The sequence below is a fragment of the Cellvibrio sp. PSBB023 genome (genome assembly GCF_002007605.1).
Taxonomy (GTDB): domain Bacteria; phylum Pseudomonadota; class Gammaproteobacteria; order Pseudomonadales; family Cellvibrionaceae; genus Cellvibrio.
Genome location: NZ_CP019799.1, coordinates 3452560 through 3469124, shown reverse-complemented (window position 1 = coordinate 3469124; position 16565 = coordinate 3452560). Strand labels below are relative to the sequence as shown.

Sequence of the window (16565 nt, the reverse complement as noted above, 5' to 3'; positions counted from 1 at the left end):
AAAAAGCGAGCCAGGAAAAGCCTGGCTCGCCGGTGATAGATATGGTGATACTAATAACTTAGCGATGTTTTATTTTATCGCCTTCTTTCAAGCCTTCCAGAATTTCAATGTTGATACCATCTGAAATACCGGTTTTCACTTCGCGCTTTTCAAATTTTTGTGGGCCGGTTTCTACTTCCACGAATTGACCTTTCTCTTCCACAATCAAATTGCCTTCATTAATCGCCACTACGTTTTCGCGTTTCTCCAATACTATGTCAGCATTGGCGCTGTAGTTGGAGCGCAGGAACAATTTTTCACTCAGGGTGACCGCTGCGCGGATCTGGAATTTAATGGTGCCTTGGTCGGTCACGCCCTTGGGAGAGATATATTCCAGTACCGCAGTAAAAGGCTCGCCTTCCAGCGCACCAACATCCAACACCAGCTCCATACCTTCGCGGATTTTACCCACTTCCGACTCATCCACCATGCCTTCAAAAATCATGTCGTTCATATCGGCCAGTGTTGCAATGGTAGTGCCCGCACCAAAGGAACTGGTTTCCACGATAAAGGCACCTTCTTTATACGGCAAATCAAGCACCATACCGGTTACTGTGGCCGGAATCATATTGGAAACCTTATCGGATTTTTTCGTCGCACCGGATTTCATCAGCAACAAATTGTTCTCGGCGGCGGTCACCGCTTCGCGCTGCAAATCGTAGTTGAGTAAAAATTTGTTGTACTCAGATGCAGAAATCAATTTATCGGCAAAGAGTTTTTTCTGGCGATCAAACTCAACCGTGGCGTTTTGTAAATTCAACCGCGCAGTTTCCAGTTGCGATTCCGCCTGGTTCAACATCACCATGCTGGGTGCCAGGGTAATCTTGGCAATAATATCGCCCTTTTTCACTGTCTGGCCGGCAATCACATAGAGCTGCTCTACAACACCGGAAACTTGCGATTTAATTTCCACTTCGCGACGCGGAATCACTTTGCCCACTGCCACTGTCTTTTTTACGATGGTGGTTTTAAATACATCATCCGATTGATAAACCACAGGCTTTTCCTGGGATTTGTTATAGAGGAATACCGCTGTGCCAATAAATACAACAGCGATTAAACCTAAAACTGTGTACCAGATAAACTTTTTCATGGTGTCCTTCTTACGATTGCTGGGAAATGGTATGGTTAAAATTATTTGCTACAAATATTATTCGTCTTGCAGTGCAACAATAGGGTTTACGGCGGCGGCTTTTGCAGCGGGCATAAGCGATGCCAGCAGGCCGGAAATAATTAATACAATGACGGCGCTGATCGCTGTATTAAAATCCACTTCCGGATTGCGAAACATACCGGCACTGCCACCATTGGCTTCCATCAAGGCATTGATACCCTCTAACAAGAGCACGCCAATGACTAATCCAAAATAACCGGCGACGGCGGTAATCAACACCGACTCCTGTACGATCATGCCGATAATTGAGCTGGGGGTTGCGCCCAAGGCTTTGCGCAAACCAATCTCGCGAGTGCGCTCCTTGACCACAATCAACATAATATTACCCACGCCAATCGCGCCGGCCATGATGGTGCCAATAGCAACAATCCAGCTAAATATGTTGATGCCCGTGAACAAGCCATAGATCTTGTCAAATTCACTTTGCAAATTGAAACTCCCTAATACACCCACATCGTTAGGGTCAACTTTATTGCGAGCAAAGAGGAATTTTTTGACATCCGCTTCTGCCACCATCGCGTGTATACCCGGCGGCGGTATCACCACAAAACTGCCTACCCAATCAACCTGATTAAAGGCATAGCGCAATGTGTCGTTGGGGATATAAATTCTTTCTTCTTCCGAACTGTTGGGATTGCTCGAACTGGATTTATAAACACCCACGACCTGAAAACTAATGCCGGATAAAGTGATATCCGCCCCGATAGGGTTCTCGCCCTGCTTGAACAATACGTCTTTTACACGAGTGCCAATAATGGCCACCTTGCGTCGCTTTTCATCGTCTATTTCATTAATGTAACGGCCTTCCACAATTTTTTGCTGGTGAATATTCGCCATACCCGCATGGGTACCTTGAATAGAAAAGCTGCCGTTATTTTTTTTGTACACTGTGTAGGCCGGTGAGCCGCCCCAAATACCCACACTGTTTTGGGCATAAATTTTGGCAACACTCGGTACGCTATTTTTAATCGCCTCAACATCGGCTGCTTTTAATTGAATCTGGCGGCCAATAGGCAAACCCTGGTAAGCAATTTGAGTTGGGCTTTGTGACCAGATCCACGCCGAATTGGGAATTTCTTTAAAGTCTTCCACAACGCCATTTTCCAAGGCTTTACCTGCACCCAGTAAAACCGTCAGCATGAAAATACCCCAGAACACACCGAAAGCAGTGAGCGCGGTACGCATTTTATGTTGATTGAGGGTGAGGAAAATTTCCTGCCATTTTTCAGTATCGATTAGCATGATGTTGCTCCTTAATCCGCGCGCATGGCTTCAATGGGCATGATGCGCGCCGCTTTTAACGCAGGAACCAAACCCGCCAAAGCGCCAATCAACACCAACAAAATAATGGCTGTAATCGCCACTTGAAAATTCACTTCCGGGTTTTGGAAAAAAGGTAAATTGGCACCGGCTGAGCGCAAGCCAAAGGCCACCAATTCCAGCAGACCTACCCCTAAAGCTAAACCCGCGTAACCTGCAATAGTCGTCACTAAAATCGATTCCATTAAGAGCGTACTGACAATTCCAAACGGTGTTGCACCCAGGGCTTTACGGATTCCAATTTCACGAGTGCGCTCCTTGACGGTAATAATCATGATGTTACTCACACCCACGATGCCCGCCATAAGGGTGCCCAAGCCAACAAACCAAATAAAACCATTGATCGCAATAAATAATCCGTTCACCATTTTGGCGGGTTCAGCCATGTTGAATGAACGTATTGCACGTTTATCTTCCGGTGAAACTTGATGGCGCTGCTGCAATAATTTAATGACCGCTTCTTCCATGGCAAAACCATCTACACCCTCTTTGGGTCGCAACCAAATGGATCCAACCTTATCGCTGGTGGCAAACATTTTTTGAAATGTGGTTTGCGGAATATAGATTCGCTCGGAATCACGCCCGCGATTGCCTTTATCGTAAAACACACCAACAATTTTCATCATCACGCCGTTAACGCGAATATCTTTGCCGATGGGATCAGCATCTTTGCCAAATAGCCGTTCACTCACCACGGTGCCGATTACCGCAATTTTGCGCATCTGCTGATCGTCGAGCGGGTTAACTTTACGTCCGAGATTAAAAGGGATGGATTCTTTAATATTAAAATAATCGTCAGGCACGCCGTGTACATCAAAAGCGCCATTCTTCTTTTCATGCACAATGGAAATACCACCGCGCTGATTTTCAGCGGAGATAAAACGCACTCCGGGCACTTTTTGTTTGATAGCGGTAATATCGTCTTTGGTTAATTCAATGTAGCGACCAACGCCTCTGCCGTTATAGGCAACAGAGGTTGAACCGGTATACACCACAACAAAATCCAATACATCGGAACCGAAATCGCTGTACACACCGTTCTGCATTCCGCGCCCGGCACCGAGCAACAGAATCAGCATAAAAATACCCCAAAAGACACCAAAGGCTGTCAGCGCGGTGCGCAATTTATTTTGACGCAGGGTATAGAGAATTTCTTGCAGACCATCAAACATGGTATTTACCCTAAAATGTCTTCTTCATTCTGATTGTCGGCAGTGGCAACCGACGTAGCAGGATGGTCTTTTCCTGAAATAATCAGGCCATCTTTTAAAATAATCTGACGCTGGGTTTGGTCGGCAATATCCTGTTCGTGGGTAACGATCACAATAGTGTTGCCCAAGGCGTGTACTTCTTTCATCAGCGCCATGACTTCATGTGTTGTCTGGCTGTCGAGTGCACCGGTGGGTTCATCGGCGAGAATCACTTTAGGTTTGGTTACCAGCGCGCGTGCAATTGCCACCCGCTGTTTTTGCCCGCCTGATAATTCATTGGGCATATGGGTTGCGCGATTGCTCAATCCCACCATTTCCAAATACTGCGCGGCGCGATAGTTACGCTCTTTGCGTCCCACACCCTGGTAATAGAGCGGCAGAGCCACATTTTCCGTCGCATTTTTAAAGGGCAACAAATTGAAGGACTGAAAAACAAACCCGAGCAATTCATTGCGCAATTGCGCGGCAGTTTTCTCTTTGAGGTTTTTAATTTCGCGACCGGCGAGAAAATAATCACCTTTGTCGTGGGTATCCAGAATACCCAGGATATTCAGCAAGGTGGACTTGCCCGAACCGGACGATCCCATAATCGAAACCAGTTCGCCCTCGCGAATGTGCAGGTCGATGCCCTTCAATACATGCAGTGGCTGCTCGCCAGAGTGATAGTACTTATGGATATTATTGAGTTTTATCATGCTAGGTTCCTTGGCGGTTCGCGCGGTTGCTGCTCCGGGCAGCTTAATAACTTTTCGCGTGCTTACCGGTTTTTTTAACCGGGCTTAACACTTTTATGACAAGTGTCAGCCAGCGGCCATTCATAAATGTCACTATTGGTGACTTGTTGTTAACTTTGATGCACAACTGGCAGGTTTGGATTCACCACACCTAAAAAAATTATTCGTCCTGCAGTGCGGTAATAGGATTGACGCTGGCCGCGTTGCGCGCTGGCAGCAAGGCCGCCACTACACCGGTAACGACCAACACCACCAGCGCCATGATGGCGATATGGATATCGATAAACGGCGAGGCAAACATACCCTCGCCCTGCCCTACACTTACCAGCACGGCACGAATCGCTTCCAGCAAAAACACACCAGCCACTAAGCCGGCATAACCCGCTAACACAGTAATCACCAGCGACTCATGGATAATCATCAAGCTGATATTGAGTGGCGTCGCCCCCATGGCTTTACGCAAACCGATTTCGCGAGTGCGTTCCTTCACCACCACCAACATAATGTTACCCACACCTATAACACCTGCGATGATAGTGCCAATCGCCACCATCCAACTGAATCCGATAATGCCGCCTACCAGGCTGCGATTTTGTTCATACACCTGCTCCATATTAAAACTGCCCATCACGCCGGAATCATCCGGATGGACACGGTTGCGTTGATAGAGCAATTGTTTTACGTCGCGTTCTGCATCAAAGGCGCTATAGCCGCTGGCCGGTGTGAAAAACAGCATTTGAAATGCATCAAGCTGATTAAAGGCATAACGCAATGTTTGATTGGGCAATATAATTTTGCTGTTAGCCTGTTGCGCGCTATCACCCGGTTCGGTGGATTTATAAATGCCCACCACTACAAACTGCACACCATTTACTTTAATGGACTCACCTATTGGATGAGTGCCATTTTTAAATAACACTTCCTGTACACGCGTACCAATCACCGCCACTTTACGTTTTTCTTTTTCATCGAGTACATTGATGTAGCGCCCTGCAGTGACTTTTAAAAATTCAAATGGTTCCCAGCCAGGGTGGCTGCCATTCACCGAAAAAGAACCACTCTCTGTGCCATAAACAACATACTGTGCCGCGCCCCACACACCGAGGTTATTTTTGCCATCTACCATTTCTACACTGGCAATTTTTTGGCGAATGGCTTCTACATCGGCCTCGGTAAATTTCACCCTACGCCCCTTGCCCAAACCTTCAAAGGCCAACTGCGTGGTATTGGATGGCCACAAAATCACCACGTTTTTTGCATCGCCAAAAATACTTTCTATTTTGATACCGAAGCCAGTGCCAAACCCCAGCAAAATAACCAGCATAAAAATGCCCCAGAAAACACCAAAAGCAGTCAAGCCTGTGCGCAGTTTTTGTTTTTTGAGGCTATTAATTATTTCTTGCCACTTATCCCAGTCAAACATGATTCGCTCCCGGGTTATTCCGCTTTCATGGCTTCAACCGGCATGATACGCGCAGCGCGCAATGCAGGCATTAAACCGGCGAGTACACCGGCAAGAATCAGTAATACCAAGGCGCTTATGGCAATACTTAAATCGATTTCCGGTTGCTGAAAAAATGGCAATTCAATCTTGAGCGAGGTTAATAATGCTGCAACGCCTTCCAGAATTCCCACGCCCAGCACTAATCCGCCGTACCCCGCCACACTGGTAACCAGGACTGATTCAAATAGCAAACTCCACACAATAGAAGCAGGGTTTGCACCGAGTGCTTTGCGAATACCAATTTCACGGGTGCGCTCTTTGACGGTGATAATCATGATATTACTCACACCCACAATACCCGCGAGCAAGGTGCCAATGCCCACCAGCCAGATAAACATATTCAACCCGGTGAACATCGCATTAATATCTTCTGCTTCGCGCGCTTTGTTACTCACTTCAATTGCGCGCACATCATCTGGTGCAATTTTGTGACGCTGCTTTAAGAGCGCTAGAATATCTTCTTCCAGTTTGATGCCATCAACACCAGGTTTTGGTCGCACAGTAATTAATGCAACCTCCTGACCGCCACCAAAGGATTTTTTAAATGCGCTAACCGGCATATACAACCGCTCGGACATACGTCCCTGATTGCCTTTGTCGTAAAACAATCCAATCACTTTGAAGGAAATACCGTTTATTAAAATTTCTTTGCCCATGGCTTCGGCGTGCGTAGTAAACAGCCGCTCACTAACACGCGTACCAATAACCACCACCTTGCGGTTGTCATCCTGATCCAACCGGTTCAAGCGGCGACCATCATCAAAACGTACTTTTTCCTTGATATTGAAATATTGATCTGCCACGCCTAACACCCCGAAACTGCCAGACTTGGGCCCATAGGTCACAGAGATATCGGAGTTGATAAAGGAGCCGAGCGGATTTTCGCTGGAGAGATAACCTACACCGGGAATTTGCTGGCGAACTGCCGCCATGTCGCTATCAGTCAACGCAATTTGGCGACCAATGGGTAAACCTAAATAAGGTACAGAGGTAGTGCTGGGGAAAATCCAAATAGAATCGGAAACATCATTGCTCCACCCTTCGGCAAAGGCGTTCTGCATTCCACGCCCCGCACCGAGCAACAGGATCAGCATTAAAATGCCCCAAAACACCCCGAAGGCAGTGAGGGCTGTACGCAGCTTGTTCTGGCGCAGGCTAAATAGAATTTCTTGCAAGCTGTCCATGGCGATTTCCCAATCGAGTCGTAGCAATAAAGCCGGATACACGCTTGGATGCACCCAGCTCCTTTTTAGATTCAGTTCTCATGCTTTTTTGTATACACGCAGATGGGTAGCCTTCCGCCATCAGGCGCTCAAATTAACACAAGCGACAGGACTTGGATATTTATCAACAACAACCTGCTATAACTTTCACCTATAAAAAATGTTTCCGTCAGCAGCACCTGCCGGAAACAAAACAACCAATTACACCAACAGTGCTGCATACAACTGGTCGCATTGGGCTGGAGAAAACCAAATTCCGTTGGGGGTAGAATTTAGCCATCTCATTGAATTGGATACCGATTTCACGGGTTTGGATTCAATTGGCAAAATAAAATTAGTATTAGCAATTTTATCTGTACCCGAGATTATCAACCCTCGCCCAAGCCCAGCTCTTCACGTTTTTGTTTTTTCTGATCACTGCCCAAACCTAGTAAAGGTTAAATCACCGGGAAGCTATCGGGTTCGCCTTTCTCGTTGGTGAAATAACCGTTGAAATAACGCCAGGCGTATTCGCTTTTGGCGAGGATTGTTTGTTGCTTGCCATCGGTTGTAAGGTAGTTGGATTCTGGTGCATGGAATATTACTTTTAATATTTCACCTGTTTCCAAAGACCAATAGCGAACAGTGCTATCGAAAGAGGATGACACTAGATAGCGACCATCTGCACTCAGCCCACAACTCGTTACACGTTGTTTATGACCAATAAACTCGCGGACACAATCGCCGCTACTTAACTCCCACAGGCGTAAACTATTATCCCCTGAACCCGATACCAGATAGCGACCATCTGCACTTAGCGCGCAACTTGTTACCGCATCCTCATGACCAATAAGCTCGCGGACACACTCACCGCTACTTAACTCCCACAGGCGTAAACTATTATCCCATGAACCCGATACCAGATAGCGACCATCTGCACTTAGCGCGCAACTCGTTACCAAATTATCATGACCAATAAACTCGCGGATACACTCGCCGCTACTCAAGTTCCAAAGGCGTAAACTCTTATCACCAGAACCCGATACCAGATAGCGACCATCTGCACTCAGCGCGCAACTCGTTACCCGACTGGTATGACCAATAAACTCGCGGACACAATCGCCGCTACTTAACTCCCACAGGCGCAAACTATTATCATCAGAACCCGATACCAAATAGCGGCCATCTGCACTTAGCGCGCAACTCATTACCCAATCTTCATGGCCAATAAACTGGCGGACACACTCACCGCTACTTAACTCCCACAGGCGCAGACTATTATCCCATGAACACGATATCAGGTAGCGACCATCTGCACTTAGCGCGCAACCCGTCACCCGACTGGTATAACCAATAAACTCGCGGACACATTCGCCGCTACTTAACTCCCACAGGCGTAAACTTTTACGCCCTGAAACCGATACCAGATAGCGGCCATCTGCACTTAGCGCGCAACTCGCTACACTTCCATCATGACCAATAAATTCGCGGACACAATCGCCGCGACTTAACTCCCACAGGCGTAAACTCTTATCATCAGAACCCGATACCAGATAGCGGCCATCTGCACTTAGCGCGCAACTCATTACCCAATCTTCATGACCAATAAACTCACGGACACAATCGCCGCTACTTAACTCCCACAGGCGTAAACTCTGATCCCATGAGCCCGATGCCAGATAGCGACCATCTGCACTTAGCGCGCAACTCGTTATAATTTGATCGTGACCAATAAACTTACGAACACACTCACCGCTACTTAACTCCCATAGGCGTAAAGTCGCATCATCAGAGCCTGATACCAGATAGCGGCCATCTGCACTCAGCGCGCAACTTGTTACCCCATGATCATGACCAATAAACTCGCGTACACAATCGCCGCTACTTAACTCCCAAAGGCGCAAACTCGCATCATCAGAACCTGATACCAGATAGCGACCATCTGCGCTTAGCGCGCAGCTCGTTACATCTTCATCATGACCAATAAACTCGCGGACACAATCACCACTACTTAACTCCCACAGGCGCAAACTCGCATCAGCAGAACCTGATACCAGATAGCGGCCATCGGCACTTAGCGCGCAACTTGTTACCCCAAAATCATGACCAATAAACTCGCGGACACAATCACCACTACTTAACTCCCACAGACGTAAGCTCTTATCACCAGAACCCGATACCAGATAGCGACCATCGGCACTCAGCACACAACTAGTTACTCCACTACTATGGCCGATAAACTCACGGACACACTCGCCGCTACTTAACTCCCACAGGCGTAAACTATTATCCCATGAACCCGATACCAGATAGCGGCCATCTGCACTTAGTGCGCAAGTATTTGCCGCTCCGTTATGGCCCGCGCTTGAATACCGGTCGTGAGTTTCAGGTGTAGAAATAGTTGGCTGGTTAATTAACCACTGCGGATGTTGTTGTACGGCTTCAGGTAAGTAATTGCAGTCCAGCAACCGGCTGCGATGTACCTTTGCCTTTGCAAGATTGGCTGCCGCCAAAGAGCAACGGAAAAACCGCGTTCCGGCCATTTCAGCTTGTGCCCATTGCGAATTATTTAATGAACATTGATCAAACTCGACCTTATCCAGAATCGCCTCACTAAAATTTGCACCGTCTAAATTTACAAAACTGAATCTTGCCCGGCGTAAATTCGCGCCGGAAAAATTCGCGCTTGCAAGTGAGAGAAGGTTATTTGACTTGGCTGTAATACTTAGCTCCGCCAAATCGGCACCCGCGAGTTGTATGCCACTTAACACGGGCAGCGAAAATCCCAATTCATAAGCAACCAAGGCGTAATGAAGTAAATTCTCTGAGGTACTTTGGCGATAGGCTTTTCGCCATTCGCTGAGTTTTGACAAGAGCGATTTATTTTCCGGTTCCACCAAAAGTTGGGCGAGGAATACCAGGGTTTCACGGCTGGGTTTTGCCATAACCCAGTGTTCCGGTTTGTTGTAACCAATGGCTTGTAATAAATAGTTAGCCAAAAAATATTCTTGTAGCGATGTATGGGAAAACCGAAAGCGACTACCCTGTTCATCATCTTCACGGCATAAAAAAGTGGCCGTGCGTAAGTCTTCTTCCAATAGCTCAGGCTCTACCGTTTTATAACGATACGCGATGGTTGGATTATCCATCAACCAACCCATAAACCAGTTTTCAATTTCACTGGCGGATAATGCCGATTGTTTTTGCTTCCACAATAAAGCCGCTAAATGTGAGGCTAATTGCAATTTGTGGTCACTTTTAATGTGGTGTTTGCCATCATCCCGATTAAGCCAACGATCCACCACGCGGCGATACAGGCTCACACCACTAATGGCTTTTCCTGCTTTACGATCTTCTTCCAAGGCGGGAAAAAATTCGCCTACCAGCTTCAGGGTAAAAGGCCGTTTGCTTAAGTCGTGCAGATCATGCACAGATTTCACCATATCAATAATGGTGGCTGGGTCTATGCCCGGTAACGCATGGCGAAGATAGTTGGTAATTTGCTCCTCCGTTAAAGGCAGCATTACCATGGCTTCTATATCATCCGCACTAACACCGCCGCGCTCCTGCCCGGTAAAGTGGTCTTTTTGGCGATCCAGGGTTTTGAAATATTGACTGCGGCAAGTGAGCAGCATTTTTACCGGTTGCTTGCTGTTGGCTTTTAATTCCGCCTGGAATTTATAGAGTTGATCGGTAAAGATGCGACCATCGGATTCGGATAGTTTTACCAGTACTTCATCCAATCCATCGAATATCAACACCACACCCGACTGGTTTGCCCAGCGTTCAATATCGCTGGTGGTGAACTCCTCGCTGGAATCACTTTTTAGCCAACCAAAGCGAATGCAATCCTTAATAAGGTCTGGAAAATGAAACCCGTCTGCCAGTGTTTTGCTGGTTACATGGCGCAAATCAAAGTAGAGAGGAACGGGTAATAGCTTATTTTGCGTTAGCAGTGACCGTAGCTGTTTATCAAACAATTGGCAACTGATGGTTTTACCCATGCCATATTCACCCAGTATTGCAAATACGGATTTCGCCTGGGGTTCTTTTGCCCAATCCAATAACCTGGCCACCACTGGAATACCATTGGTGTGCTCTTGCTCAAGCAATGCTGCTTGTTCTTTTTTTAAGGTTGTGGGTAGCGCACGCGCGTCCTTTACTAAAGCACGCTCATCGATTTCACTCAGGCTAGTGCAATTAGCGGTGTAATCATGGAAGTTTTTTAACGAATGTTTGGTGCTTAGCTTTTTTGACGAAGAGAGTTTTTTAGTTGGATAGAGATTGCCGAATTCCAAAGCGGCTTTTACCAAGCGAGCGGCATTCTCTGCGGCAATTTTTTGATTGGCATCTTTATTTTTTCCTTTATTACCATCAGCAAAATCACAAATGGCTTTGACGACAATCCAATCCGTTCCGGATTCTTCACACGCATGGAAAATTCCTGAACCTTCCATTTCACCACCAATAGCTTCAGGATCAATCTTTAATAGTTGGTCGCGGTAATTTTCGTTATCAATCAGTTTATCGCCACTAAACATACTGCCAATATAACGTTTTGCGTATTCAGCACTGTTGCTTGCATTGAGGTAAGCATCTAACTGGTGAAACCAGTCGCGCAAATTTTTTGATGCGGGCGGGCGAGGCCCACGCGAGGTAATACTGCCATCTTTATTTATTCGGGCCAGTTCATAGGTGGTGATGGACTCGGAAATGAGCACTTCGCCAATCTGTTGCTTTCCACTGTTGATTCCAAACGCAATACCCAGAGCGATAACCGCATTGGGATGAAAGACTTCAATCGCTATCTCTGCCGATTTCATTGCCCCTAAGGTGGCTTGGCGGGAATGGATTAGCACCAGGTTCTGACCGCCGTGTTTGCCCAGTTGGTAGTAAACACGGTTGTGCCCCTCCATTTGTACCGCAGGGGCATTGGGGCAAAAACACCTTAAGGTTTGCTCCAGTTCATGTTGGTTAAACGTAATCAGCACTATGTCCACATCCAGCATCGGCAAACCCAGTTGAGCTTGCTCCAGCTGATCCTCGGGAATTGCGTCCAATTGAGGGGTATGGGGAATGGGGGGCTGTACGGGTTCTGCCTCAAACCAGCAGTCACGCTTATCGCCTGCTTTCTTGTCTGCCGTTATGGCGAGGCGCGCCCTGCTGCCCTGCGCCGCCAATTCTTCGTTGATTTGTTTGATAAACCGGTTGAAGGATGCGTTAGCACTGCCTTTTTCACTTTGGGGATAGAGTTCGTCGCGAATCTGACCCAGGTTTACCAAGCCATCCTCTGACATCAGCTCAAAAAACGTCTCCATTTGGCGAATAACGCCTGTTTTCAATGAGTTACGAATCTTGCCAAACGCACTAATCGCCAGATTTTTCTTCAACCGCTGCATATTTAATCCTCTATAAATACCGCTCGATGGTTAAAATATAGGCGCTCACGGAGGTTAGGTCAAGAATTAGGATGTTTGATTTGTTTGAATAAAGATTGAATAGAAATGGTTGTAGAGATTAGTTGGGTTGCCGGAAGGATTAGCGCTTGTTAATAAAAGGAAAAGCCGTTTTTGTATGCATTAATGCTGACACATGTATAGATTTTCCATTTTTCTATACACGTCAAAGTAATATGTATAGTATTTGATGGTTTTCTATACATATGGGGCTAGACCATGAGCTATGTCGTAACGCCGTTGCCGATTGCCGACCTTGAACAGATTGAAACCCGCACCACTTTGAAAAAGGCGGCCTTGGCTCATCGTTATTTGGCGGAGCTAAAAGGAATAGCGGAGACGATTCCCAACGAAGCAATTCTGATTAATACCCTTGCGCTGCAAGAAGCCAAACATAGCTCGGAAATAGAAAACATCATTACAACGCAAGACGAATTGTTCAAAGCAGAATTATTTACCGATGCGCATATAAATCCTGCGGCTAAAGAAGTGCAAAATTATGCAGTTGCGTTAAAAACCGGTTTTGAATTTGTGCGTAAATCAGGGTTGATTCGGATCAGTGATTTGTTAACCCTTCAGGAAATATTGGAAGAAAACAAAGCCGGTTTTCGTAAATTGCCCGGCACAGAACTTAAGAATGCGCAAACCGGCAAAGTTGTATATACGCCACCGCAACACCCGCAGGACATAGAGCGCTTAATGGATAACCTAGCGACATACATAAACGATCCGGATCTTTGCACTGCTGACCCATTAATTAAAATGGCGATTATTCATCATCAGTTTGAGAGCATTCATCCTTTTTATGATGGTAATGGGCGAACAGGTCGCATCATTAATATGTTGTATCTGGTCGCGCAGGGTTTATTGGATTTGCCGATTTTGTATCTTAGTCGCTACCTTATTCAAACCAAAGCGGAGTATTACCAGCAGTTACAAGCTGTACGCGATACAAATGAATGGGAACCTTGGCTGATCTATATATTAGATGGTGTTATCCAAACCGCTCAGGCGACTATCGAACTAATAAAGCAAATTAAAATACTTATGCAGGACTACAAGCAAAAAATACGCAGTCAATTGCCAAAAATTTATAGTCAGGAGTTACTGAATAATCTATTTAATCACCCCTATACAAAAATTGAATTTGTGATGCAGGATCTGTCGGTCTCACGACTGACTGCCGCCAAGTATCTAGAGCAATTAGTTGGCATTGGATTGCTTAAAAAAGAAAAAATCAGTCGCAGTAACTATTACATCAATCAGCCACTGTCAAGCCTGTTTTTAGAGCGCGGCTAGTTTTAATTAAGTTTGTTTAATAAATTTACCAAAATAAAAAAGCGCAGCCGATTTTCACCGGCTGCGCTTTTCGCGTTTTATAACAGCGATTGGTTAGCTAACCGCCCCGCTCCGGTTCACCCCATTAATCAGCGCCTTGACCGCTGATGTAATGATGTTGCGGTCCTGACCCACGCCGTAAACGGGTTTGCCATTTTTCACTTTGATTTCCACGTAAGTCACCGCGGCAACATCCGAACCTTCACCCACAGAATGTTCGTGGTAGTCGATCACACTCACTTCGCCATCGATAAACTGGCTGATCGCATGAGCGGCTGCATCGATGGGGCCATTGCCGCTGCCGCTGATTTGCACAGTTTTATCTTGATGTTGCGCGTGAATCACAATATCTACCTGATGGGTATCATCCTGCTCAGTAAACTTGCTGGACTGGTAGGCAATTGGTGCATTTACGGCAAAATATTCATCGTTAAAAATTTTTACAATGTCGGTCGCTTTGACTTCTTTACCGGTGCTATCACTCACTTTTTGCACGGCACCGCTGAATTCAATTTGCAAGCGACGTGGTAATTGCAAACCGGCTTCTTGTTGCAACAGGAAACTCACACCACCTTTGCCCGATTGCGCATTGACACGTACAACCGCATCGTAACTGCGATTCAAATCGGCTGGATCGATGGGCAAATAAGGCACTTCCCAGAGCGCATCTTTTTTCTGCACTGCAAAGCCTTTTTTAATTGCATCCTGATGCGAACCGGAGAAAGCGGTGAACACCAATTCACCTGCGTAAGGATGACGCGGATGCACCGGTAATTGCGTGCACTCTTCATGCAATTTGCGCACGCGGTCGATATCAGAAAAATCCAAACCGGGGCTAACACCTTGCGAGTATAAATTCATCGCCAGAGTCACCAAACATACATTACCCGTGCGCTCGCCATTGCCAAACAAACAACCTTCTACGCGATCTGCACCCGCCATCACCGCCAATTCTGCCGCTGCAACAGCAGTACCGCGATCATTGTGCGGATGTACACTGATGATAATCGAATCGCGGCGGTTAATATTGCGATGAATCCATTCGATTTGATCCGCATAAGTATTCGGCGTATTCATTTCCACCGTGGCGGGCAAATTCAAAATCAATTTCTTTTGTGGTGATGGATTCCAGATTTCCACCACGGCATCGCACACGTCTTTTACCAACTCAATTTCAGTGGATGAAAAAACTTCCGGCGAGTATTGGAAAGTCCAATCTACTTCCGGCGCTTTAGCCGTTAATTCTTTGCACCACTGAGTGCCTTGAATGGCGATATTTTTTACGCCTGCTTCATCGGTGCTGTACACAATTTTGCGGAACGCGGGCGCGAGTGGATTGTACATATGCAAAATCGCACGCTTGGCACCGCGCAAACTTTCCACGGTTTTTTCAATCAAGTCATAACGCGCTTGAACCAATACTTCGATAGTGACGTCATCGGGAATTAAATTTTCTTCAATCAATTGGCGAGTGAAGTTGTAATCAATTTCACTGGCAGACGGAAAACCGATTTCGATTTCTTTAAAACCAATTGCGACCAATTCTTTGAACATGCGCAATTTGGTCGCAACGGACATAGGGTCGATCAGCGCCTGGTTGCCATCGCGCAGGTCAGTGCTCATCCAGATGGGCGGCTTTTCAATGTGCTTATTCGGCCACTGGCGGTCGGGCAAAGACACGCCAACAAAACGCTGGTATTTACTGGATGGGTTGGCAAGCATGATCGACTCCGAAATGTTGTGCCTGGGTTAAAAATTAACAACTGCCTAAAGAGATGTATGGAGAACCTCTGACTGATCCACCGGGTAAGTAATCACCCAGAGGTTCCCATTAGCTGTAGTAGTTTCTTGTGGTTTTGATTGATTCAAGCCCGGTCTGGTCTGGCAACTGAGGATTATCGGCTGCCGGTTCCCTGTAGTGCGATCACACGGGCGGGAACCCCTGAACCGGTGCGGGTAGCACGCGGCCTTTATCAACATGGGTTCAGTATAAGCAGGCGAGCGTGGCAGATGATTGCGAAGCTTGTGTTAATATCAGCCATAGAACAATATTATTGCTTTAAAATTGTATTTATTGAAATTTAATGTCGATCAAATGAGATTTACCGCTATGGAACTCGACCGCTATGACCGTTTGATACTGGAAGCCTTACAGCGCGATGGCCGCATCTCCAACCAGGAATTGGCCGACAGCATCAGCCTGTCGCCCTCCCCTTGCCTGCGCCGGGTGCGTGCTTTGGAGGAAGCTGGGCTTATCGACGGCTATGTCGCACTGCTCAATGCGCGCAAATTGGGACTGACGCTCGTGTCGTTTATCCAAATCAGCATGGATAAACACACACCGGACAGGTTTGATTCCTTTGAAAAAACAGTAGAAGCCTACCCAGAAGTGTTGGAATGCCACTTGATCACCGGGCAGTCGGCGGATTACCTGTTAAAGGTCATAGTGAAGGATATGGATGCTTATCAACAATTCCTGCTGCAAAAACTCACCCGCATCGAAGGGGTGAGCGGGGTGCATTCGTCGTTTGTGCTGAAATCGCCCATTGATAAAACAGCGTTGCCAGTGGGATGAACACTTGCGGTT

The 16565-nt window shown here is 46.6% G+C and carries 10 protein-coding genes; 2 read left to right on the top strand and 8 right to left on the bottom strand.

Going from position 1 to position 16565, the window contains the following annotated elements; genetic code table 11:
* Window positions 1-58: 58 nt before the first annotated feature.
* The 7 genes from B0D95_RS14990 to B0D95_RS14960 all read right to left on the bottom strand — a co-directional run bounded on the left by B0D95_RS14990 (window position 59) and on the right by B0D95_RS14960 (window position 12583).
* Entirely contained in the window at window positions 59-1132 is a 1074-nt protein-coding gene (locus tag B0D95_RS14990) for an efflux RND transporter periplasmic adaptor subunit (RefSeq protein ID WP_078044652.1), read from the bottom strand.
* Between the two features lie 57 nt (window positions 1133-1189).
* Entirely contained in the window at window positions 1190-2455 is a 1266-nt protein-coding gene (locus tag B0D95_RS14985) for an ABC transporter permease (protein ID WP_078044651.1), read from the bottom strand.
* Between the two features lie 11 nt (window positions 2456-2466).
* Window positions 2467-3705, bottom strand: coding sequence for an ABC transporter permease (locus tag B0D95_RS14980; RefSeq protein ID WP_078044650.1), 1239 nt, complete (start codon window positions 3703-3705; stop codon window positions 2467-2469).
* A gap of 5 nt (window positions 3706-3710) precedes the next feature.
* A complete protein-coding gene (locus B0D95_RS14975) occupies window positions 3711-4439 on the bottom strand; it encodes an ABC transporter ATP-binding protein (RefSeq protein WP_078044649.1) in 729 nt (242 codons plus the stop codon).
* A 199-nt stretch (window positions 4440-4638) separates the two neighbouring features.
* Complete coding sequence (locus B0D95_RS14970) at window positions 4639-5901, bottom strand: ABC transporter permease (protein ID WP_078044648.1); 1263 nt, start codon at window positions 5899-5901, stop codon at window positions 4639-4641.
* Between the two features lie 14 nt (window positions 5902-5915).
* The gene (locus B0D95_RS14965) at window positions 5916-7166 is read right to left on the bottom strand and encodes an ABC transporter permease (RefSeq protein WP_078044647.1); all 1251 of its coding nucleotides are present in this window, start codon (window positions 7164-7166) and stop codon (window positions 5916-5918) included.
* A 476-nt stretch (window positions 7167-7642) separates the two neighbouring features.
* Window positions 7643-12583: a pentapeptide repeat-containing protein gene (locus B0D95_RS14960; RefSeq protein ID WP_078044646.1), complete on the bottom strand. Its 4941-nt coding sequence runs from the start codon at window positions 12581-12583 to the stop codon at window positions 7643-7645.
* Between the two features lie 276 nt (window positions 12584-12859).
* Here B0D95_RS14960 and B0D95_RS14955 point away from each other — a divergent pair, with 276 nt between their 5' ends.
* Window positions 12860-13939: a Fic family protein gene (locus tag B0D95_RS14955; protein ID WP_078044645.1), complete on the top strand. Its 1080-nt coding sequence runs from the start codon at window positions 12860-12862 to the stop codon at window positions 13937-13939.
* A 93-nt stretch (window positions 13940-14032) separates the two neighbouring features.
* On the opposite strand, the gene leuA is transcribed toward B0D95_RS14955, so the two are convergent.
* Complete coding sequence (gene leuA, locus B0D95_RS14950) at window positions 14033-15700, bottom strand: 2-isopropylmalate synthase (protein WP_078044644.1); 1668 nt, start codon at window positions 15698-15700, stop codon at window positions 14033-14035.
* Window positions 15701-16088: 388 nt separating this feature from the next.
* Here leuA and B0D95_RS14945 point away from each other — a divergent pair, with 388 nt between their 5' ends.
* Entirely contained in the window at window positions 16089-16553 is a 465-nt protein-coding gene (locus B0D95_RS14945; protein WP_170941689.1) for an Lrp/AsnC family transcriptional regulator, read from the top strand.
* Window positions 16554-16565 lie beyond the last annotated feature (12 nt).